Here is a 22,411-nt window from a genome sequence, read left to right on the forward strand (position 1 = left end):
TAGGTCGTTTTTATTTGTATCAGCCAATATAATGCTAATATACAGATAGTTGACTTTTTTAGACTTTTGCAAAAAACGTATTTCAGTAGATTTGGAATATTACAATCCGAACAAACCTTAAACAGGTAAATATTTAATACAAAAAATAAAACAATAAAGCGGAAGTGATAAAGAGTGAATAATAAATTCTTTATTCCTTAGTAGTTTAGCACTATTATAGTATGTTTTATTTACATCTATTTTAAATATCTTATTCATTTAAGCAGGATTTGGGGGTATAAGTGACCCTGAACCTATTTTGACCCTTAAATAGTACACTTTTTGTCTTTTTTTGAGGCATAACAGATTGATATACAATTATTAATCATCAGAGAATCATTTTATCCATGAGTTCACTTCATACACGCTGTTTTAGAAGAAAGTAAGAACCGACTTTCTGATTGTCAAAAGAAAAAGCGCAACATGCGTTCGCAGCTAATTTATCACTTCAGCAAAAGTTAAGAAGTTAAGTTTCGTAAGTACTGTTTTTTAGGAGTTAAAGAAGTTAGAGGTGTTAAAGAAGTTAAGCCAATAGTTCGTATTACCGTTTCAGCTGTTATAAACAGGAGTATCGGCTTAACTCCTGAATATCATAACTTGCGAAACTTTAGTTAATAACTGTAATCAGTGTTTTTAAAGAATAATAGCTACGTTTTTTAAGAATGTTCTCCGCGTTTATTAACAGCGCAAAAAACGGTAATTAAACCTGATTTGGATATATTTCAACAAAAAAGGCAGTAATCCTTGTGAGGAAATACTGCCTTTACTTCTTTTATACTCGTTGCTATTTAGGGTGGAATTCACCTGAATTAGCTATAGCCAACCTGAATAGCTTGGGAGTAAGCTATCAGTAATTATATATTTGATATCTGTTTTTTTGAAAATATTGTCAGAATTATTACTTTTATGATGCTTTGCTGTAAGGATATTGCGGTATTCTTTGGAATAGAACGTTTTGGAAAATACATTCCGGTAAGTTCCGAGAAAAGAAAAGGTAAGTTTTTCCATTTGCTAAAGTTTTAGGTTTATATTAGAGTTTTGTTTTTTAACTTTTACAAAGATACTACATCAGAAAGGTGAAGTCAAGTGTTTCAGTCCTCATTTTAAATCGTTTTTCTATTTATGATGCTAATCTTTTGATTAATAGTATTTTTCAATTCCGCCAAATCCTGCTATTGTTTTATTGTCTTTTGTTTTGCTAATGAAGTTGTTTAACCGCTTCTCAAATTCTTCAGGACGTTTTCTCGCAGCTTCGATGTACGCTATTCGGATTCGCTTATATGCTTCGGAAAAAGGCTGATAGTTTTTCCATACCGCTTTATCTTCTTTCAATTTATCAATTATATCATTGGGAAAAATGAAAGGCTCAGATAAAATACTTCGCGTTTTCTCTTTAAATTTTGGGTGTATCATTTTATTTTCCAATAGCCATTTAAGTCTTTCTTTGTTGGCTTGCGAGTAAGTGCTTTTAGGGTTTCTGGGTGTGAAACGCTGAATTTTATGATCTTTGTCAAGTGGTTTGGTTATACTGTCAATCCAATCGAAGCAAAGGGCTTCTTCAACGGCATCATTGTATAAAATGCTTTTTTTGCCGGACGACTTATGGGGAAATACGAACCATATTTCACAGGAGGTTTCAAAGTTGTCCATTAACCACTTTCTCCAATCTTCTCGATTTTCAAAATACTTTATTTTATTTTCTGTAGTCATAGCAAGTTATTCAAACTAATCATTTTACTGCTTTACTTTCGTGGTAATGAAGCATTTCGCAATTTACATTTTACCTTAACAATTTCTGTATGTAGCGCAGCTATCATTTTATACGATGCTAAAAACATGCAGGTTCCGATAGCTTAATGGCTTATTATAGCTGCCAAAAATACTAAATCTTGGAGAAACAGCCTCAATTATCTTTTAAAACCTTTGCCATGATTTGTTTGAGTATACCTTAATATATAAGAAACCGCACGGGCTTGATGCGGAAATATATTTATTTTCTCAATATTTTATCCAGTCCTGTTAAAGTGGACTAACACTACTTATATTTGCGATGTAAGGTTTATCAATATTGTTTTATTTAAAATTGTCGAATTATGAAAAATGATGAGAAGAAGATTCAGTTACCTGAAGAATTGGTTCTTGAAAATGTAGAAGAAGTCATCAGTAATGATGATGCGGAAAAACTGGAAGGCGGAATTGGTTTCACTAATAATAGTGAAGATGAAATAGCCAGACCTACTGAAGATATACATGGAATAGCTGTTTGCTGCGGGGTTTAGTATGTAAGCAAGATGAAGCAAAAGTAAATCCTCAATTTAGATTCAATTCTTTTGGAACAGATTGACTTTACTTGTGCTTTTAATGCAATAATAATCAAATTGTTTTATTTTAATTTTTAGTGTTATGAAAAATGAAGAGAAAAAGGCTAAAGCCTTGGAAGATGAAAAAAAGGTTCAATCTTCTCAAAATGTGACTCCTGAAAAGGAGGAAGACATTATCAGTAATGATGATGCGGAAAAGCTGGAAGGTGGAGTTGGTTTCTCCAATGGTGAAGATGAACTTTCAAAACCTTGTGATAGTGTATTCGGAGTAGTAGTTTGTTGTGGGTAAGGTGGGTTTAATAACTTAATCTTAGATAAAAGGTACTCGAAAGGAGTACCTTTTTAAATTAGTTATTCATACTTATTGGATATTGTGATAAAAAATATCATAAGTTTTTTTCATTCTTATATAAAATGATGTATTATGATTATAGATGATTTAAGTACCAAATATACATTAGCTAATAATTGGATATTAAGAACAGATCCATATTATAAATCAAGAGAGTATTCCGTTTATGATATTAATTCTCGGTTGACCTTGTATGTGACAAGATCATGTTACATACTTTTAAAGATATTCAGTCAACGGGCTTTGTCTTTCTCTGATTTATATAGTGCTATCGAGAAAAAGAATATTGAAGTTGATTGGGATGGTTTCGAATACCTTTGTAATAAGATAGCTCCTTTAAAATTCTTAGTACAATCGGAGGTTCCCTTATATAAAAATGACAACTTTGTATGTGGAGATGGGGGCAGTGGGTATGATGTTCCGGTTGCCTCGACTCCGTTTAGTGCGGAATTGCATTTTACGCATAGATGCAATTTGAGATGCAAACATTGTTTCCAAAATTCTTCTCCTGATAGTAGTTTGTATACTGAGCTTGGAGTATCAGAGTGGCTTGGCATCTTTGAACAATTAGAATCGTGCAAAATGCATCATATCACTCTTTCGGGTGGTGAAATTATGTTTCATCCGCATTTCTCTGATGTGTTTAATGAGATTGTTAACCGGAAAATTAGTTATAGTGTTTTGACTAATGGAACTTTGGTGAATAATCATAACGTTGAGGCTTTGTCAAGGAAGAATGTATCATCAACCATATCTTTAGATGGTCATTCAGAAGAAATACATGATAAAATACGAGGAAAAGGGGCATATAATAAGGTTATAAAGAATATAAAACTTCTGGTTGAGCATGGAGCAAAAGTTTCATTGGCATATACTATTAATTCTTATAATTATCCGTATTTAAAAGAGGCTATTGAATTGGCGCATTCTTTAGGGGTGAAAGGGTTACTTTTTTCGTTTACTGATGGGATTGGAAGAGCAAAAGAAAATTTAAGTTTGGTTTTGTCAATTTCGCAACGTGAAGCCGCAAAACAAAATTTCTCTCAACTGGAGGAAGTATATCGTGATGCATTGGAATTGTCGATGGTTGAATTTGCAGTTCCAAAACGTGTTTTGAAATTTGATGATAAAGTTTTCTGTACAGCAGGAACGACTCATATCGGAATCAGTTCAGATGGGAAGTTATACCCATGTGTATATGCTTTTGGTTATGAGGAATTGGTCGTAGGAGATCTTACGAAAGAAAATTTGAAAGATATCTGGGAAAATAGAGAAAAGTGGAAAATGTTTCGAGGTGGATTTAGCCTGGAGAAAATTGATACTTGCTCTACTTGTGCCCTGAATCGCAAATGTGCATTGCGGAATTGTAGGTTGAGGAGCTATGCAGAAGGGAGAAGTTTTTATAATAAACCTATTGAATGTGCTATCGATTATTCTGTTGCTTTATAATATTTTCAAACTAAAAACTACTGAAAATGAGAATGAAACTATCTTTATGTTTATGCCTTCTAATGGGGGCGGCATTGCAATTGTATGCACAAACAACGATGACAGGCAGAGTGGTTGATGAGCAACAACAACCTGTTCCTTATGCAAATGTAGTATTGCTCTCTTTGCCCGACTCCATGTTTGTACAGGGTATGGTAACTGATAACGATGGCCAATTCAGGCTTGAAAATGTGAAGTCGATAAAGGATAAAATAGTGCAAATATCCTATATCGGATACGAAACTGTAAGCTGTAGATGCGTAGGGGCTGACATTGGTACTATTGCTTTAGTTGCCGACGCCATTATGTTGGATGAGGCTGTGGTGACAGCAAGCCGCGTAGTTCATCAGTTAAAGAATGGAAATCTGGTGACGGATGTGGCCAACTCTCCTTTATCCAAGGAACATAATACAATGGATATTCTGAAGAAAGTTCCCGGCATGACAATGAATAGAGGAAACTTGGAAGTATTTGGTACCGGAGCACCGATAATATACGTAAATGGCAGGAAGGTGAACAGTAGTGATGAATTGTCAATACTTGATCCTAAAAATATAAAAGATGTGGAACTTATCACGAATCCAGGGTCAAAATATGATGCAGAAGGGAAGGCTGTACTGAATATCAGAACATTGGTGCGAGATGACGGGTGGAGTGCTAAAGTGGATCTTACGGCAAAACAAGGTCGTAGATTCAGCAATAATGAAGCGGCTAATTTTGTGTTTAAGAATAAAGGACTGACACTGACGGGTATTTATAGCTTTACTGATATGCGTGTGAAGTCTGAGCAGTTGTTTAAGAATGAATTACAGGATGATGAAAAGGCTACTTGGAGTTATGATGATTTATTAAATTCACGTTCTAATATCAAGCAGCACAATTACCAATTAAGTGTGGATTATTCATTGAATAAAAACCATGCACTCGGTGTACGGTATGACGGTAATGCGAATACCTGGAAAAGTAATTCGGACGACAAGAATGTAGCACTGAAGAATAGTGAGTATTATACAGAAGTGAATTCCGCCAGTCGGTATAAAACTACAGGGCATATTCATCATGGAAATGCATTCTATTACGGACAATTATCAAAGCAATTGAGACTTGAAGTGAATATGGATTATGTAGATAAAAAGAACGATCAGAACCAGCATGTTGAAGAAGTGAGTGACATGGATAGTAGAATTGTTAATATAAATACGATAACGGATAGTAAGTTGTATGGAAGCAGACTGGACTTGATTTATGATTTTAACCGTGGTGGAAAGCTTTCCATCGGAGGTGAGTTCAGCAAAGTTGATGTAGACGGTCTTTTGGATAATCGTGATGAAATAGTGCAGAATTCGAAATTCAATAACAGGGAAAAGAAGTGGGCAGGGTATGCGATGTATGATGTTGTACTGGGAAAGATATTTTTGAATGCGGGTGTACGTTATGAGAATGTGCATTCCGATATGAATAACCTGTTGGATGCTTCGGAAAATATATCGAAAACATATAAAGACTGGTTTCCCAGTCTTGCTTTAACTACGTCATTGGGAAAGGTAAGGACGAGTTTGTCGTATGCTGTCCGTACTACCCGTCCTGCCTTTGATGTTTTGAACAGTAAGGCATATTATTCAAACCGTTTTTTTCAACAATATGGTAATCCGCAGATAAAGCCTCAACAGTCTCACAATATTCAAGCTTCTTTCAATTATCGTTTTCTCAATGTCCGTTTAGGATATAGCTATATCAAAGATTTTATAGGTTCTGTGCTCAGTTCTCAGGATAATATCTTAATTTCCAGTTGGAAAAACTATAATAAAGCACAACAACTCAGTGCCAATGTCAGTGCTTCGAAAACATATAGTTTTTGGAATGTTACATTGGCTACGGGAATTGTAGCACCATTTATTACATTGGATTATAAAAGGGAAGACTATAAGAATAATACTCCGAAAATATATGTACAGTTGAATAATTATTTAACCTTACCAGCTAATTTCGGAATTACTCTGGACTTTATGTATACGAATGGTGGTAGTAAAAATATATGGAAGTTTAAACCTACTTATACGTTAGATATTGGAGTGCGTAAGTCGCTTTGGAAAAAACGCATCGATATCGGTTTACAGGCAAATGATTTGTTTCAGGGCCTAATTTACAAATATGATTCGCGTATCAATAATGTAACTTTCTATCAGCGTGAAGATCAGGATAGACGTAATATTTCTGTAAGCGTTGTCTATCGCTTTAATAATCTGAAGAGTAAATATCGTGGTAAGGGATCGGCAAATGATGAATTACGACGTTTATAGTGATAGAGATTGAGTTATTACGTCAGCTATCGTGATTATGATGACCGCTATGTAAATGAAGAACAGATTTTTGAGATACCCGGCAACAAAAAGAGAAATCGTATATTGGATGGTATTTCCACTCCCTTCAATTATGTGGATCATAGCATGGAGGCCACCTATAACCTGACAAAGCCGGATAAGTATGTATTCAACGCCATGTTTGTTACCAGTCTATTTGATTCGCCACACGCTGACTTTGGACAACGGATACACGAAAGCGGCAAAGAGGATTTGTACAGCTACACGCGTGCTATAAACAAATCATCTTCACTCTCTCTGGACTTGTATTATAAGCAGTCTTTATCGGGAAAGCAGGAACTGATGTTCAATGTGGTAGGAACGTATATCAGTTCGGACTATGAACGTGGTTACAAGGAGTATGTCGATACTCCTGAAAATCCGTTGTCTGTTGTACGATTATAGTACGGATGGTGCCCGCCACTCACTGATAGGTGAGGGCGCTTACAAAAAATCTTTTGAGAAAGTGCGTTTGTCTGCCGGCTTGAAGTATCAGCAGGCATATACGCGCAACCGCTATACAGGGTCGGTAGATGAAACTGCGGATATGCATAACTCAAATCTTTATGCTTATACACAGGTGCAGGGGCAATGGGCGAAATTGAATTATGGAGTGGGTGTGTCACGACAGACATTTGACGAGTCGGGCGAAGGTTTTACGTTTTATACCTTTCGTCCCGTAGTGCAACTTTCTTATCCGGTGTTTAAGGGAGCCTCATTGCGCTACACCTTCAATAGTTATCCGTCGTTGCCTTTGCTTTCGTCACTGAGCGATATACAGCAGCAGTGACGGATATAGAAGTGAATCGCGGCAATCGTGAGCTTGATCCTTATCGCTCTTATAATAATCGTATGCAATTCTCGTGGGGGAATAAGATAATAAGTACGCAACTTACCGGGAGTTATCTGTATAGCAAAAATCCTATTATGCAGCAGATAGAAAGGGTGCATTTTGAGGATGGAAATTATGAGTTCCAATATGGTATTGCCAATCAGAAAAGCTACTTGAAACTAAACGGGCAGTTGTATGTAGAGATAAATATAATTCCGGATATTCTTTCAGTAAGTGGTTATGGAGGTATGAATAGATTTGAAAGTAAAGGGCGTCTGTATTCGCATACTTACACTGCTTGGTATGCAGGTGGTGATATTTCACTGAATTATAAGAACTTCTCTTTCTATGGCGACATCAGCAACCGTTATGAATCTCTTTGGGGGAAGGCTGTGAATTACGGAGAGAAAAGCTGTTCGTTACAGTGTTCGTATAAATGGAAGACACTGAATTTTGGCGTTGGTATGCTCTATCCGTTTATGTCCGAGGGTTGGAGCGCAGGTTCAAAGCTGATGAATAATCTTGTAATAAAAAAAGAATGGATTTACATTAAAGACAATGGCAATATGTTTGTGTTTACCTGTTCATGGGATTTCAATAGCGGACGTCAGCATAAAGCAGGGAAAAAGACGATGAATAATGTGGATAAGGAGATGGGAATTGTACAGTAACTGTTGGATAGCAGGTGCATATGAATATTCCGATTCCAGAAAACTATTAGTATCCTTATGCAGTATTTCACAATTTCTTGCATTTCTTAAAAGGTGAGACTGCTTACATACTAAAAAACTAAAATATGAAAAACAAGTTATCCGTTTTACTGGCACTACTTTTTTTGCTTTGTACGGCAATGTGCTGCGAGGAATTTGAGGAATACATTCCCTGTCAGGTGACCTTAACCGGAATAGGTAAGGTGGAACACTTGGATAATGCCGGAAGCGTGCCTGTTGCTCCGGTGGGCGGAGTGGTGTCTCGCCAGGCATATATGTTGCGGATACCCTTGGACTTTGAATATGAGAAAGAGATTGTAGAGGGAACATATTATGAGTATATCCTGACTGATACCATCGCCAATATACAGATTATCTCACTTACCGCTTATGATGAATCCCATCTTGCCGGTACGGATGTGAACGAACTTTTCATGGACTATCCTTTGCGTCAGGAGGATCAATTGACAGATTATAAATACGGTTATATGTATGGGACTGTTTTTTATAAGATACCCCGTACACTCCCTCAAGCCGGAGTGCATCGGTTTAAAGTCGTAGTGACGACCCGCAAAGGGGAAGAGTTTATCAAAGAAACGGATGAGATCACCATGCAATAAATGAAGAAGCAATGAGAAAGCTATTTATCACTTTGCTGGCAGTGGGGCTGCTGAGCATTATGGGCGGACAGGCACAAAATAGAAATTCACGTCATCAGCTTGACTTAACCACCGGAGTATCCTGTCATTTTCAGAGTGGGGAATCCTGGATTTCTTCTTCTCCTGTTCCCGTCATGAGCTTTGCTTATACTTTCTATGTACTTCCACACTGGGGAATCTTCTCTTCCATGAGTTCAGCCCCCCTCATCAGAGAAGGAAATGGGAATAAGTTGAGAAAACCTTATGAAAATGACCATTTCGTAAAAGATGCGTATGACTTTGATGATGGAATCGGTTTATCTATGGCTTTCGGCATTGCCTACCGGCTGAATAAACCGGTATGGGATTTACAGTTGCGCTTGGGATATTACATGGTTGATGCAGAGGAACATTCTTCTCATTTTTATGTGAAAGAAAAGAATTCCAATGTAGTACGTTGGATTAATTATGATCAGTCATTCTCTACAGAAGCCGGTGGTTTGATGAGTGCTATTCAGACTTCAGCTATGTTGTCGAGGCGTATCTGGCGCAAACTCCATTTTTTGGTGGAGGCCAAATATATCTTCCTCCCTGAACGGGCTACGCAGACTTTTGAAAAGAGAAACCTGCTGACAGGAGAGATTGAGGATAGCTACTCGAAACGTGTACGTGTGCACTATCTGGAGATGGCATGCGGAATTAGCTGGCATTTATAATCTTTATACCATATCGTCTCCCGTCTTCACCACAGCCACTTTCAGAGTCTTATGGAAAGGGATGAAAGCGGAAACCACTGCGATAACCAATGCGGCAATCAGCAGATAGCCGATTACAGTCTTGATGCCCAGTAGCAGGCTCTGTTGCTGAAGCGTGGAATAAAAGTTATTGGCAGCTAACTGGCTGGCTTCATCGTATCCGTGTCCCTGCGCCAAGGCACTGTTCATGGCTTGCGCATAGCGGGAGGAAGCCAGTGGATTAGTGAGCGTCATGTGTTCAGAAAGGGTATTCATCCCCTTAATTTGTAAGTAATAGAGCAGGTTACTGAAAAAAGAAGCGGATATTGCCGGAGCCAGCACAGAGCGGAGGGATATCAGAAAGAAAGCGTTAGACAGCATGAGCTTAGGGTCCAAATCTTCTACTACATATACACCGAAGGCTATGAAAAGAGTCATCATCCCCAGTCCGCGGAGGAAAACCGGAAAGTAAAGCATCTCGTAAGTGGAGTAGGGCGTGATGCCGAAGTAGAGGATGACCAGATAGATGACGTAGCAGAACATTCCTCCGGAAATGAGATAGCGGAACCGCCATCGCTGCCATCTGAACCACCAGAAACAGATGATGGCTCCCACAATGAATCCCGGTATAAGCATCAGACTGAGCGAATTGGCATGTACGCTGTCTACGCGGATAATGCTGTTCAGGTAATTGGTAATCAGGGAACTGCTAGCACTGAAAAACATGACCAATACCATGAAAGTGTATCCGATGATGGATTTATGGTGATGGAGTGGTTTCAGGCTGACGTATGGCTTCTCCTGTGTCCGTTGCCGGTGGACGAAAAGGTAAATCAGTATGGGGATGGCAATCGTATAAATCCGTATTTTGGGAGAGGAAAACCAATCTAATGTCTTTCCATAGGTAAATATGTAAATGCTGAAAAGCAATGCAGCGGCTATGATAAACATGCTTCTTCCGTCGATTTCTTTGTAAGGGATGCGCATGGGGCGCTTGGCATACCGGAAAAACAACAGGATAAAGATAATGGCAATCAGCATCAGCAGGATTGTAAAGTAATACATGTACTGCCACTGATAGTAATAGGCCAATTGTGCCGTCAGCGCCATGGATATTTGTCCGCCGGAGAATACGATGGGGTAGAAGTAGGCGTAGAATTCACTACGCACATTCTTCGGACTGAAGAACGGGCGTACCTGAATAATAAACTCCAACATAATGAAAGCTTTCAGGAAGCCGATGAAGAAGCTGCATATAATGGTGATGTCCATATTGCCAACCTGGGCGCAGATGTAGCTGAGAAAGATTTGCAGGATCAGGTCGGTAAGCAGCATCGTCTTTGGAGTGGCGATCGCACGAATTTTAGGAATGATGGGATAAGCTACCGCCATACCTGCCGCTGCCGCATAATACCCCATTGTGATGTCTTCGCTGAGTATCCCGAGGGTACTGCTGACTTCCAGCATGCTTCCCGTATAGGTTCCGTTGAGCATAATGATAGGGAACATCACCACGAACATAGTGACGATACCCAGCCATTGCGGTACCCAGGGGCGGAGTGGAAGGTTCAGTTTTACCATCAGTGGACTTCCTTATTTTCTCAGTGCTTCGGTTTCTACCATCATGCCTGCGCGGAGGCTTTTCATCTCTTCGGGAGTGGCGTCGTCCAGCTCGATGCGAACGGGAATGCGTTGCTGCACTTTGACGAAGTTGCCGGCGGAGTTATCAGTCGGAACCAGGGCGTACTTGGAACCGGTTGCTTCGGATATGGCGGTAACTGTTCCGTGAAAGATCTGCCCGCGGAAAGCATCGACCTTGATGCGTACTTTCTGCCCGATGTAGATGTGGGAAATCTGCGTTTCTTTGTAATTGGCGGTGATCCATTTGTCGTTGCCCCGTACAAGATAGGAGATGGTTTGCCCGGCTTGTACGAATTGTCCCGGTTCGAGGGTGCGGCGCCCCATATATCCGTCGTAAGGAGCGGTGACTATCGTATAAGAGAGGTTCAATTTTGCCATATCCAGGTCTGCTTCTTTGCGGAGGATATTCGCTTCGATGCCTGTGGATTTCTTGCTCGTTTCGGAGTATTGGGATTTTGCCGCTTCCCTTTGTTGCAGCAGGGCTTGATAGCGTGCTTGGGTTGCTTCGTAGGCGGTTTTTACCTGTTCATATTGTTGCTGGCTGACGGATTCTTCAGCAAGCAGGTTGGCATAGCGGCGATAGTCTTGTTCCTGCTGCCAGAGCTTGGCCTTGGTTTCCGCAATGTTGGCTTCCTGAATGGCTACATTTACTTGCGAGGTCTGAATGCCGGAACTTAATACGTCTTTTGCACCTTTTGCATCCATCAGGGCAGCTTCCGCATCCTTTACTTTGATGAGGTATTCCCGGTTGTCAAGAATGAGAAGGGTGTCTCCGGCATTCACAGGCTGGTGTTCTGTGAAGCGGACTTCCTTGATATAACCCGAGGCGCGGATGTTGAGCGGAGCTATATACTGGTCTACTACGGCATCATTGGTGATTTCGTAATGGACGTATTTCCAGAAGTAATTGATTGTCCATGAAATTCCAGCCAATGCAAGGAGGATACATACCGTATTGAGGGTGATATTCCTTATTCTTAATCTCTTCAGTTGCTTATGTTTCTTTTGTAATTCGGACATAGATTACGATTGTAAATTAAAAATTAATAATTAAAAATTAAAGCATGCCGCAGGTTCGCTGTAATTCATAGTAAGTGTAAATGGCCTGTGTACGGGCAACGGTCAGTTGCAGCTCGGCATCCAGCCGCACGCTGCTTGCATCCAGCAGGTCGGTGAGGATGGAAAGCTGGTTCAGGTAGCGGTTTTGCACAATCCGGTAGTTTTCTTCTGCCTAGCTGACAGAGAGCTTCAGGGCTTCTATTCGGTTCAGAGCCTCTTTATGGCGGGTGTAGGCAGTCCGGATTTGAATACGGATGTTCTGCATCAGGAGTTCTTCGGCATACTTTTGAAGTTGTACCGTCTGCCGAGCTTCGTGCATCTTGTGCTTATTCTGATAAAGAGACGACAGGTTGTATGAGAGGCTGAGGCCGATGTTCCAGTTGTTGTTGTACATGTCAGCCAGCGTAGTGCTGAGTGGGCGTGCAAGGGTGTTGCCCGCGTGCAGTGATAGGCTGGGAAGGTAGTTTGCTTTAGTCAGCCGGATATCGTTTTCTGCCAGCAAGGTTTGTTGGCGGACAATCTGCATGCCCGGATAGTTGTTGTAGGCTAATTGTACATACGTATCATAATCAGACACACTGATGGCGGTATACAGTAAAGTGGTGTCCGGTGCTATCAGCTGTGATTCGTCCAGTCCCAGCAGAATATCGAGTTGCTGCGAAGCTATGGCGATGCTGTTGTCGGCTTCCTGATAGGCCAGGCGGTCGTTGGTCAGTTGCAGTTCACTGCGGATTTCATCATTGCGGGTGACTATGCCTTCTTTTTTCATCCGGCGGATATCTTTCAGTCGGTGTTCGGACTCTTCGATGTTGCGTGCCAGCACTTCCCGCTGCTTGTAGTAACTGAAAAGCGTCATGTACTGTTGCAGCAGTACCAGCTTGATTTCGGCTTCGTTGTCGGCACTGGTCAGGGCGGCTATTTGCTTTTTAAGTTCGGCCTGATGTATTTTGGCTTGTATCCTTCCTCCCTGGTAGAGGGGTTGCGTCAAGTTGATGTTATAGTTTTGTGACCAGTCCGGCGTTTCGGGGCGCACAGGATGTGAAAGTCCCCGCTGAAAGATGACAGGCTGGCCTATGATTCCGGCGCTGGCACCTACTTGGATATCAGGTAATCGGTCTGTGTATGCAGACTTCTTTTGATCATTATAGATGCCCTCTTGTAGTTTGCTCTTTTTAAGTTGAAGACTGTTTTCTGTGCCCAGACGGAAAAGATCGTCTACGGATAATAGATGAGTATTCTCCTGAGCGGTTACCCACAACGGAGCTGCAGAAAGTATGTGAATGAGTAAGAGGCGAAGAAAATTAGAATTGGTTGAATATCTCATAGAGTGTCTGTAGTTGATTGGAACATGCGTTTAGATTCTCTATTCCCATCAGTTGGCCCGTCTGGGTATAAAAATCCTTGATGAGCGGGCGTACACGGTCGGATATCTCTTCTCCTGCAGGAGTGAGGTATACAAGTCGGTTACGGCGGTCGTCAGGGTCTTCCTGGCGCATGATCCAGCCTTTCTTTTCGAGGTTTGCCATCAGATTAGTCATGCAAGCTTTGTCTTTGGCTGTCTTTTCGGCTAATGCCTGCTGGCTGATTCCTTGTTCCTGCCACAGGGAACTCAGTACTTGTAGCATTTCAAAGGTGATATCTATATTATTGCGTTTCAAAACGCGTTGCAAAGCTTGGCGGAATGCCATGCGGGTTCTTAGCATTTGCTGGATAAGCCCGCGGGATGAATTGTAATTCTCCATTGCTGTGTGTGCTTTAATGTCTCTTTCGGACGCAAAGGTAGAGCTTTTTATTGAAATTAGTAAAATGTTTGACTAATATTTGTGAGGGGAGATTTGGAAGAAAGATTAGAGAATATGCTTTTATGAATAAAGAAAGGGCATAGAAAGCTAATTTCTATGCCCTTCTGTTATAATTGAAATGAGATTTATAATTCGATAACCAATGATTCTCTCGGCCCCATCGTCAGCGATTCACCGAATGCAACTGTCTTTCCACTGAGAATATCTTTTCCCTGTTTGGAATCTTTCAGCACTTCTTTGTAGAATTTCAAAGGAACAGTAGTTTCGGCATCTGTACCATTCAACATTACGAATACGGTTTTACCTTCGTGCTGGCGGGCATATGCATAAACACCATTCTGCACCATGAATTGTACCATGCTGCCTTTGGCAATCACTTCGTTGCCTTTACGCCAGTTCAGGATGGTCTTATAGAAGTTATAGCAGTCGTTTTGCAGTTTGCTGCGGCCTTCTGCTGTGAGAGCTGTTCCTTTGTCGTCTGCCCATCCACCGGGGAAGTCTTCACGCACATAACCATCGCTCTTGCTCTTCACACCGTTCATCATAACTTCCGTACCATAATAAAGTTGAGGAATACGACGGGTGGTGAGCAGCAGGGTGGTAGCTTGTTTCAGCATCGGCAGGTTCTCGCCTTCACCCAGGAATCGGTCAGTATCGTGGTTTTCAAAGAATGCCAGTACGGAAGCTGGATTGGGATAAAGGAAATCATATACGAAGTTATTGTATACACGGTCTAAGCCCTTGAACCAAGTTTCAGTCTGCTCTGTTTTGGCAGTGTTGAGCTTATCGAAGAAGCTGAAGTCCATAACGGTTTTCAGATTGCTGTTCTTCGGGGCAGAGAGCTTGGAATCCATTTGCCACCAGGCTGTATAAGCCGGTTCGGTAACCCAGGTTTCACCTACAGTGTTGTAGTTGGGGTATTCTTCGTTCAGCTCTTTCATCCAGTTGCTCATGGCGTCATAGTCGGCATACGGATAAGTGTCCATGCGGATACCGTCGATATTGGCGTACTCAATCCACCAGAAGCTGTTCTGTACCAGGTAGCGATATACGTGCGGGTTCTTTTGGTTAAGGTCCGGCATAGCGGTAACAAACCAACCGTCGTTCATCTGGTCGAAATCGTATTGTGAAGTATAAGGATCAACGTGCGGAGTCAGTTTGAAAGAAGTCTGCACGAAGTTCTTTTCATGATCGGGATTGTTGAACCAGTCTTTAGACGGCATATCTTTAATCCATACGTGCTCTACGCCGCAGTGGTTGAAGATCATATCCATTACAATCTTGATGCCGCGGTCGTGGCATTTGGATATCAGTTGCTGATACTCTTCGTTGGTACCGAAACGCGGATCAACTTTATAGTAATCGGTAGTAGCATAGCCGTGGTACGAACCACCAGTCATGTTGTTTTCCAGTACCGGAGTGAACCAAAGGGCAGTTACACCCAGGTCGGAGAAGTAATCCAGATTTTGCTCAATACCTGCGAGGTCGCCACCATGACGGGCGTTCGGATCGTTGCGGTCTACTTTGTATTCGGCCATGCCGGGGATTTGATCATTGTCCGGATTGCCGTTTGCGAAACGGTCGGGCATCAACAGGTAGAGGGCGTCGGAAGCATCAAAACCTTTGTGCTCACAGCTTTTTTTGCTGCGTGCTTTCAGTTCATACTCTTTGACGATTTTCTTTTTGCCTTGTGTAAAAGTGAGAGCTACTTTACCGGGTTTCACATCTTTCTCCAGTCTCAGGTAGACAATCAGGTAGTTCGGGCTTTCCAGCTTGACAGTGCTGCTCAAAGAAACGCCGGGATAGTTGACAGTAACGGAAGAGTTACCGATGTCTTCACCGTAGACCATAAGTTGGAGTTCGGGATTTTGCATTCCGGTGTACCAAAACGGAGGGTCGATTTTGTTTACGTTCATAGCTGCATACGTACTAAGGGAAAGTAAAAACGTTCCCAGGATAAGGAATAATTTTTTCATGATATTAGCTTTTCGTTATTATATCCGTATTTTGGTGCTAATATAAGCAAATAGCGGAGAAAGCCACCGCTACTCCGCTATTATATACTTTATAATGTTATGCAAACGTTTTCAATGAATTAGCTACGAGCTACAAGTTACTTATTCGCTTTCCCCTGAAAGAAGTCATCCACTTTCTTTTTCTCGCGAAGATCTTTCAGCCAAGTTTCGGCTGCACCATAATAAGTACTTAATCCTAATATTACATTTCCTTTATCATCTGTTTCGGGTTGTTCACTGCTGTTTTTGGGACGCGTTTTAAGGAAAGCCTCCAGACAACGTTCTGTATTCTTTTTATCTTTCAACTGATATTGGTAAACATATGCCATGTCATACAAGAGCTTATGATTTTCTATATCATATTTATCATATCTGTCTTGCATCGTTTTGATTTGCTCTTTAGGCATTAGTGCCATTTTATAGCAGTCTGTGAGGCCGACATAGAGGCGTACCATAGCACTATCGGGTGGGGTAGCATATGCCACAGCTTCTTCCAGATATGCAACGCCTTGATCCTTCCATGACGTTTTGGAACAGGAGCGTCCTAAATAATATAGCAGATTCACATTACGCTTATCATATTGGCGAGCTACTTCCAGTATATCATGTGCTTCATAAAACTTTTCTACTGCGTAATAACTGACTCCTAAATAATAACAGGTGGTAAATGTACTGTCCCCTAGGCTTAGTAACTGTTCGTATCTCTGTATTGCGGTCTGATAATCTTTCATCAGGCAGTATGCCAATGCATTTTGTTGGTTTACAACAACGTTTGTACTGTCTATTTGGCGGTATTTTTCAGTAGCTTCTATAGCATAATTATAAAATGCTCCTTCGATGTGTAGTCTTGCTGCTTTGGCAGCAGCCAGAAAATCGTTGGGATATTTTTCCTGTATGTTTTCATAGCATCCCAATGCTGCTAAAATGTCATCTACCCCTTCAAAACTTTGAGCTTGTAGATGTAATGCGACAGCCGAGCTATCTGTTTCTGTAAGTAGACTGCTCTCTCCTAATGCTTCATCGAATTTCCGCTGGTTCAGTAATAGAGTAATGTATTGAATACGAGCATACTTATTATCCGGATTCAGGTCCACTGCCTTTTGATAATATTTTAATGCCTGTTTGTTTTTTAATAATGACTTGCAGCACTCAGCTGCTTCAATATAAGCTCGTGGATTCAGAGAATCTTGCATCACGACTTCTTCATATACCTGAAGCGCTTCCCTGTTGTTGCCAAGACTTTTCAGAGCTTTCCCTTTTTGATAGAGTAGGGGAACAGTCGGCGTCTCCTTATCAATAAGCGTCAATGCCGTCTCATAATCATAGTTTGCCATTGCTTCCTGAATAGGGTTGGTATTTTGTGCCATCAGCAATGAAGAGGCACTGAAAAAGAGTAGAATAAAGAGTTTCCGCATAGTCTTTTTATCTTTAAAGTATTGCTTAATTGGCTGCAAGTTACTAAAAAGATTTACTTTACGAAATATTCGTAGCTTCTTTTAGATAGATTAACGAATAAAAATAGCGCCCCTTCAGACGAAGAAGCGCTAAAATATACCGGATGTTTTGAATGGTAAAGATACCACTCAACGCACATGTCTTTTACATCAAGAATCCCAGCAAGATACCGGCAGCTACTGCTGAACCGATTACACCTGCAACGTTCGGACCCATGGCGTGCATCAACAGGTAGTTTGTAGAATCATATTCCAGACCTACTACCTGAGAGATACGTGCCGAATCAGGTACGGCAGATACACCTGCATTACCGATCAACGGGTTGATCTTATTCTCTTTCTTCAGGAAGAGGTTGAATATCTTCACGAAGATCACACCTGAAGCGGTAGCAATTACGAATGACAATGCACCCAGACCGAAGATCTTGATAGAGTCGAGCGTCAGGAACTCAGAAGCCTGAGTAGAGGCACCTACTGTCAAACCTAATAAGATAGTAATTGTATCAATTAGCGGACCGCGTGCTGTTTCAGCCAAACGACGGGTTACACCACTTTCTTTCAACAGGTTACCGAAGAACAGCATACCCAACAAAGGCAGACCGGACGGAACAAGGAAACAAGTCAGCAACAAACCGATAATCGGGAAGATAACTTTCTCCGTGTGAGAAACTACGCGCGGTGGTTTCATACGGATCAGACGTTCGTGCTTGTTAGTCAACAGGCGCATGATAGGCGGCTGGATTACCGGTACCAATGCCATGTAAGAATAGGCTGATACCGCAATTGCCCCCATCAGATTAGGGGCCAACTTGGATGAAAGGAAGATAGCCGTCGGACCGTCGGCACCACCAATGATACCGATTGCACCGGCTTGCATAGGATCGAAACCTATTTCCAAAGCAATCATATAAGCACCGAAGATACCAAACTGAGCAGCAGCACCGATTAGTAACAACTTAGGATTGGATATCAGAGACGAGAAGTCCGTCATAGCACCAATGCCCAAGAAGATGAGCGGTGGATACCAACCGGAGGTTACTCCCTGATATAAGATGTTGAGTACAGAACCTTCCTCATAGATACCAACTTTCAGTCCGGCTTCCATGTTGAAAGGAATATTACCGATCAGCATACCGAATCCGATAGGAATCAGCAGCATCGGTTCAAATTCCTTGGCTACCGCCAAGTATATGAAGAACAAACCTACCAGGATCATAACGACGTGGCCTACCGTTGCATTGGCAAAACCCGTGTACGTCCAGAAGTCGGCAAGGTTGTTTCCTATAAATGTGATAAATTCTCCCATATTATTCAATAATTACAAGGTCATTACCTTCGAGAACGGAATCTCCTTTACTTACGTTGATCGCAGTGATTTTACCGTCTTTGTCGGCATTGATATTGTTCTCCATCTTCATAGCCTCAAGGATAATAATGGTTTGTCCTCTCTTCACTGTATCACCCACATTGACTTTGATGTCGAGGATAACACCAGGAAGCGGTGATTTAACACCTGACTTGCCAGTAGAAGCAGTAGCCGGTTTCACTACCGGAGTTGCAGGAGCGGGGGCCGGAGTTGTAGGACGTACTACCGGTTTAACAACCACTTTCGGTGCCTTTTCCATTTCTACCTTGTAGGGGGTACCGTTCACTTCAACATGAGCGATATTTTCATCGATATCTCCAATGGTAACTTTATATGTATTACCGTTGATTTTATATTTATATTCTTTCATCGTTTTATCAATTTATAGGTGATTACTTTTTCAGAGGAGTTTCACGCAATGTGTAAATCTTCGAGCTCCATGGTGAGTAGCTGCGTTTCACACGGTTGATGGTAAGAACGGTATCTTCCACATCGTGCACGTCGCTTTGCATTTCGTGCATAGCCATGGCAATGGCGGCAAATACTTCTCCCGGAGCTTCGCCCAGTTTCTTTTCCTTGGCTTCCTGCTTGTCGGTAATACCTTTTGCCTTCATCGCATTGCGCTTGCTGAGGCTTACGGATGCTTTGCCGACAATTTTGAAAGATATGAAAAGCAAAAGCAAACCGCAGAATACTACGCTCATGGCGGAGATGGACATACCGATGCCATTGCTGTCATGCTGTTCGAACTTCTCCATTTTGGCATTACTGTCGATAGTCTTGTTGTTAGTGCTCGGAGTTACATATTTTTCTGCACTACCGTCTTTAACTTCCCATTGAGGGACAGCATCACTAACACGCCCATAAGACTGATTGGCTTTCAATGCTCCGGCAGGAATAGTCACTTCATCAATCAACTTACGACCGGAATCGAATAAGCCTATCCAGTTCTCCTTTTCCGGATCCAGCGTAAAGTTGGTATGGAACGTACCGCGTCTCGGCTCTCCATCCGCCCAGAACAATGCGTGTTGACGAGGTTTTACCAAAGTCAATATATCACCTTTGGGGATGAAGTATGGGATGGTGTCGCTACCTGGCTGAGCAACCATTAACAGGCATGCGGCGAGGTCGGCGCTACCATACGATCTGTTGAATATTTCAATCCATGCGCTGTGCAAGCCGTAGTCGTCCTGATAATTACCTTCGTTGGTAATCAGTACTTCATTCAGCACCAGCTTATTGTTCGATTTCTTCTCTCCGCAAGAAGAGCATACACCTAACACCAGCAGCAAGGTAAAGAATATTCCGATTTTTGTTTTATTCATATAACTTGATTTTTTTGAGTTGACAAGGGAACAAGGTTACGAGTTGACAAGGAGGCCTTGTATCTTGTGTCTTGTGACTTTGTCTACTGGGTTTTACAAAGGAATATTACCATGCTTCTTAGCCGGGTTAGTCAGTTTCTTAGTCTGCAACTGTTGCAAGGCGCGGATAATGCGGAAACGTGTGTTACGCGGTTCAATCACATCATCGATGTAACCATACTTGGCTGCATTGTAAGGATTAGCAAACAGCTTGGTGTATTCAGCTTCTTTTTCTGCCAGGAATTGAGCAGGATTTTCCTGTTCCTTAGCTTCGCGGGCATACAATACCTCAACGGCACCGGCACCACCCATAACGGCAATTTCAGCAGTAGGCCATGCGTAGTTCATGTCACCGCGGAGTTGCTTACAACTCATTACGATGTGTGAACCACCGTAAGATTTACGCAATGTTACTGTTACCTTAGGTACAGTAGCCTCACCGTAAGCGTACAACAACTTAGCACCGTGCAGAATTACCCCATTGTATTCCTGGCCTGTTCCCGGAAGGAATCCCGGAACGTCTACCAATGAAACGATAGGAATATTGAAAGCATCGCAGAAACGAACGAAGCGGCCACCCTTACGAGATGCGTTGCTATCGAGCACACCTGCCAGATACTTCGGCTGGTTGGCAACGATACCTACGGACTGTCCGTTGAAACGTGCGAAACCGATAATGATATTCTTTGAGTAATCTTTCTGAACTTCAAGGAACTCACCGTTGTCAACGATAGCAGCAATTACTTCGTACATGTCGTACGGCTTGTTCGGGCTATCGGGGATGATTTCATTCAGAGAATCTTCCAGACGGTCGATAGGATCGGTGCAATCTACGTAAGGAGCTTCTTCCAGGTTGTTCTGAGGAATGTAGCTCAACAGTTTACGCAACAAAGCCAAACCTTCTTCTTCAGTCTTGGCAGTGAAGTGAGTTACACCTGATTTGGTAGAGTGAACACTTGCGCCACCCAGGTTTTCCTGAGTTACATCTTCACCCGTTACAGTCTTAACCACCTTCGGACCGGTAAGGAACATATAAGAAGTACCTTCCATCATCAACGTGAAGTCAGTCAGTGCAGGAGAATAAACAGCACCACCGGCACAAGGACCGAAGATACCCGAAATCTGCGGGATAACACCTGATGCCAGGATATTGCGCTGGAAGATTTCAGCATAACCTGCCAAGGCGTTGATACCTTCCTGGATACGTGCACCACCCGAGTCGTTGATACCGATACAAGGAGCACCCATTTTCATAGCCTGATCCATAATCTTACAGATCTTCAGAGACATCGTTTCAGACAAAGAACCGGCAGAAACTGTAAAGTCCTGTGCGAACAGATAAACCAAACGACCGTCGATAGTACCACAACCGGTCACAACACCATCGCCGGGATAGTGTTTCTTTTCCATACCGAAGTTAGTACATCTGTGCTCTACAAACATATCCATTTCTTCGAAACTACCTTCGTCGAGAAGCATGGCTATGCGCTCACGAGCTGTATATTTACCTTTCTCATGCTGTTTGGCAATCGCTTTTTCACCACCACCCAGACGTGCTGCCGTGCGGCGATCTATAAGCTCTTTGATCTTTTCAAGTTGATTACTCATTTTATTAAATATAATGGGTTAATACTATTTTTTTATTGTGAATTATGAATTACAAATGACGAACTGCCTGTAAAATAAGTAATCCGTCATTCCTAATTTCGTAATTAATGCATATTATTCCGGCTTTTCGCAAAGCTCTGTCAATACGCCCAGTGTTGATTTCGGGTGTAAGAAAGCAATGTTCAGACCTTCAGCACCTTTGCGCGGAGCCTTGTCGATCAGGCGAACGCCTGCAGCTTCTATTTCAGCCAATGCGTTAGCTACACCGTCTTCAATAGCGAATGCCACGTGATGAACACCTGCGCCTTTGTTTTCGATGAACTTAGCGATAGTACTTTCGGGAGAGGTCGGTTCGAGAAGTTCGATTTTAGTGTCACCAACTTTCAGAAAAGCGGTTTTTACTTTCTGGTCTTCTACAGTTTCGATGTTGTAGCACTTCAGACCCAATACGTTCTCGTAATACGGCAGGGCTTCTTCAATGCTTTTTACGGCAATGCCCAGATGCTCAATGTGTGAAATCTTCATAACTATATTTATTAATGTTGGTATAATGTCTTAATCAAAGGCATAAAACAGCACAAAGAAAGAGATTTCTTCCTTAATAAAGAAATTTTTCGTCAATTAATTA

Annotated in this window: 20 protein-coding genes and 1 pseudogene; 9 read left to right on the forward strand and 12 right to left on the reverse strand. The window is 41.7% G+C overall.

Features of this window, described 5'->3' with window-relative positions:
- Positions 1 to 1,179 precede the first annotated feature (1,179 nt).
- The gene (locus BN161_RS07755; RefSeq protein ID WP_044264637.1) at positions 1,180 to 1,749 is read right to left on the reverse strand and encodes a YdeI/OmpD-associated family protein; all 570 of its coding nucleotides are present in this window, start codon (positions 1,747 to 1,749) and stop codon (positions 1,180 to 1,182) included.
- A 383-nt stretch (positions 1,750 to 2,132) separates the two neighbouring features.
- Here BN161_RS07755 and BN161_RS07760 point away from each other — a divergent pair, with 383 nt between their 5' ends.
- The 9 genes from BN161_RS07760 (at position 2,133) to BN161_RS07790 (ending at position 9,456) form a co-directional block, all read left to right on the forward strand.
- Positions 2,133 to 2,318: a hypothetical protein gene (locus BN161_RS07760; protein WP_044264640.1), complete on the forward strand. Its 186-nt coding sequence runs from the start codon at positions 2,133 to 2,135 to the stop codon at positions 2,316 to 2,318.
- A 124-nt stretch (positions 2,319 to 2,442) separates the two neighbouring features.
- Positions 2,443 to 2,649 (forward strand): hypothetical protein, encoded by a 207-nt coding sequence (locus tag BN161_RS07765; protein ID WP_044264641.1) that lies wholly within the window; start codon positions 2,443 to 2,445, stop codon positions 2,647 to 2,649.
- Between the two features lie 135 nt (positions 2,650 to 2,784).
- The gene (locus BN161_RS07770) at positions 2,785 to 4,161 is read left to right on the forward strand and encodes a radical SAM/SPASM domain-containing protein (protein WP_044264643.1); all 1,377 of its coding nucleotides are present in this window, start codon (positions 2,785 to 2,787) and stop codon (positions 4,159 to 4,161) included.
- A 26-nt stretch (positions 4,162 to 4,187) separates the two neighbouring features.
- Positions 4,188 to 6,500: an outer membrane beta-barrel family protein gene (locus BN161_RS07775; RefSeq protein WP_081743659.1), complete on the forward strand. Its 2,313-nt coding sequence runs from the start codon at positions 4,188 to 4,190 to the stop codon at positions 6,498 to 6,500.
- A gap of 9 nt (positions 6,501 to 6,509) precedes the next feature.
- Positions 6,510 to 6,965, forward strand: a complete 456-nt coding sequence (locus BN161_RS28000; protein WP_052356208.1) for a hypothetical protein — start codon at positions 6,510 to 6,512, stop codon at positions 6,963 to 6,965.
- Positions 6,952 to 7,350: a hypothetical protein gene (locus BN161_RS28005; protein ID WP_052356209.1), complete on the forward strand. Its 399-nt coding sequence runs from the start codon at positions 6,952 to 6,954 to the stop codon at positions 7,348 to 7,350. Before BN161_RS28000 ends, BN161_RS28005 begins: the two co-directional genes overlap by 14 nt.
- Positions 7,347 to 8,063: a hypothetical protein gene (locus tag BN161_RS28010; protein WP_052356210.1), complete on the forward strand. Its 717-nt coding sequence runs from the start codon at positions 7,347 to 7,349 to the stop codon at positions 8,061 to 8,063. Before BN161_RS28005 ends, BN161_RS28010 begins: the two co-directional genes overlap by 4 nt.
- Positions 8,064 to 8,188: 125 nt before the next feature.
- Positions 8,189 to 8,722 carry a DUF5034 domain-containing protein gene (locus BN161_RS07785; protein WP_044264647.1) on the forward strand — a complete coding sequence of 178 codons (534 nt, stop codon included), beginning with the start codon at positions 8,189 to 8,191 and terminating at the stop codon, positions 8,720 to 8,722.
- 11 nt (positions 8,723 to 8,733) lie between these two features.
- The gene (locus tag BN161_RS07790; protein ID WP_044264650.1) at positions 8,734 to 9,456 is read left to right on the forward strand and encodes a hypothetical protein; all 723 of its coding nucleotides are present in this window, start codon (positions 8,734 to 8,736) and stop codon (positions 9,454 to 9,456) included.
- A 3-nt stretch (positions 9,457 to 9,459) separates the two neighbouring features.
- On the opposite strand, the gene BN161_RS07795 is transcribed toward BN161_RS07790, so the two are convergent.
- From BN161_RS07795 to mce, 11 genes and pseudogenes are all read right to left on the reverse strand, one after another.
- On the reverse strand, positions 9,460 to 11,055 hold the full coding sequence (locus tag BN161_RS07795) for an MFS transporter (protein ID WP_022394340.1): 1,596 nt from the start codon (positions 11,053 to 11,055) through the stop codon (positions 9,460 to 9,462).
- A 12-nt stretch (positions 11,056 to 11,067) separates the two neighbouring features.
- Positions 11,068 to 12,135, reverse strand: coding sequence for an HlyD family secretion protein (locus BN161_RS07800; protein WP_044264656.1), 1,068 nt, complete (start codon positions 12,133 to 12,135; stop codon positions 11,068 to 11,070).
- Between the two features lie 37 nt (positions 12,136 to 12,172).
- Positions 12,173 to 13,498, reverse strand: a pseudogene (locus BN161_RS07805) (TolC family protein).
- Positions 13,476 to 13,916, reverse strand: coding sequence for a MarR family winged helix-turn-helix transcriptional regulator (locus tag BN161_RS07810; RefSeq protein ID WP_044264658.1), 441 nt, complete (start codon positions 13,914 to 13,916; stop codon positions 13,476 to 13,478). Before BN161_RS07810 ends, BN161_RS07805 begins: the two are co-directional and overlap by 23 nt.
- A 185-nt stretch (positions 13,917 to 14,101) precedes the next feature.
- Positions 14,102 to 15,952 (reverse strand): glycoside hydrolase family 13 protein, encoded by a 1,851-nt coding sequence (locus BN161_RS07815; protein WP_044264660.1) that lies wholly within the window; start codon positions 15,950 to 15,952, stop codon positions 14,102 to 14,104.
- 137 nt (positions 15,953 to 16,089) lie between these two features.
- The gene (locus BN161_RS07820; protein WP_044264662.1) at positions 16,090 to 17,406 is read right to left on the reverse strand and encodes a tetratricopeptide repeat protein; all 1,317 of its coding nucleotides are present in this window, start codon (positions 17,404 to 17,406) and stop codon (positions 16,090 to 16,092) included.
- Positions 17,407 to 17,590: 184 nt separating this feature from the next.
- The gene (locus BN161_RS07825) at positions 17,591 to 18,751 is read right to left on the reverse strand and encodes a sodium ion-translocating decarboxylase subunit beta (protein ID WP_044264663.1); all 1,161 of its coding nucleotides are present in this window, start codon (positions 18,749 to 18,751) and stop codon (positions 17,591 to 17,593) included.
- A 1-nt stretch (position 18,752) separates the two neighbouring features.
- Positions 18,753 to 19,181, reverse strand: a complete 429-nt coding sequence (locus tag BN161_RS07830) for a biotin/lipoyl-containing protein (protein ID WP_044264665.1) — start codon at positions 19,179 to 19,181, stop codon at positions 18,753 to 18,755.
- Between the two features lie 22 nt (positions 19,182 to 19,203).
- Complete coding sequence (locus BN161_RS07835; RefSeq protein WP_044264667.1) at positions 19,204 to 20,136, reverse strand: OadG family transporter subunit; 933 nt, start codon at positions 20,134 to 20,136, stop codon at positions 19,204 to 19,206.
- Positions 20,137 to 20,229: 93 nt separating this feature from the next.
- On the reverse strand, positions 20,230 to 21,783 hold the full coding sequence (locus tag BN161_RS07840) for an acyl-CoA carboxylase subunit beta (protein WP_009128927.1): 1,554 nt from the start codon (positions 21,781 to 21,783) through the stop codon (positions 20,230 to 20,232).
- Between the two features lie 114 nt (positions 21,784 to 21,897).
- Positions 21,898 to 22,308, reverse strand: coding sequence for a methylmalonyl-CoA epimerase (gene mce, locus BN161_RS07845; RefSeq protein WP_044264671.1), 411 nt, complete (start codon positions 22,306 to 22,308; stop codon positions 21,898 to 21,900).
- Between the last annotated feature and the right edge of the window lie 103 nt (positions 22,309 to 22,411).

The sequence above is a fragment of the Bacteroides timonensis genome, from assembly GCF_000513195.1.
GTDB lineage: Bacteria > Bacteroidota > Bacteroidia > Bacteroidales > Bacteroidaceae > Bacteroides > Bacteroides timonensis.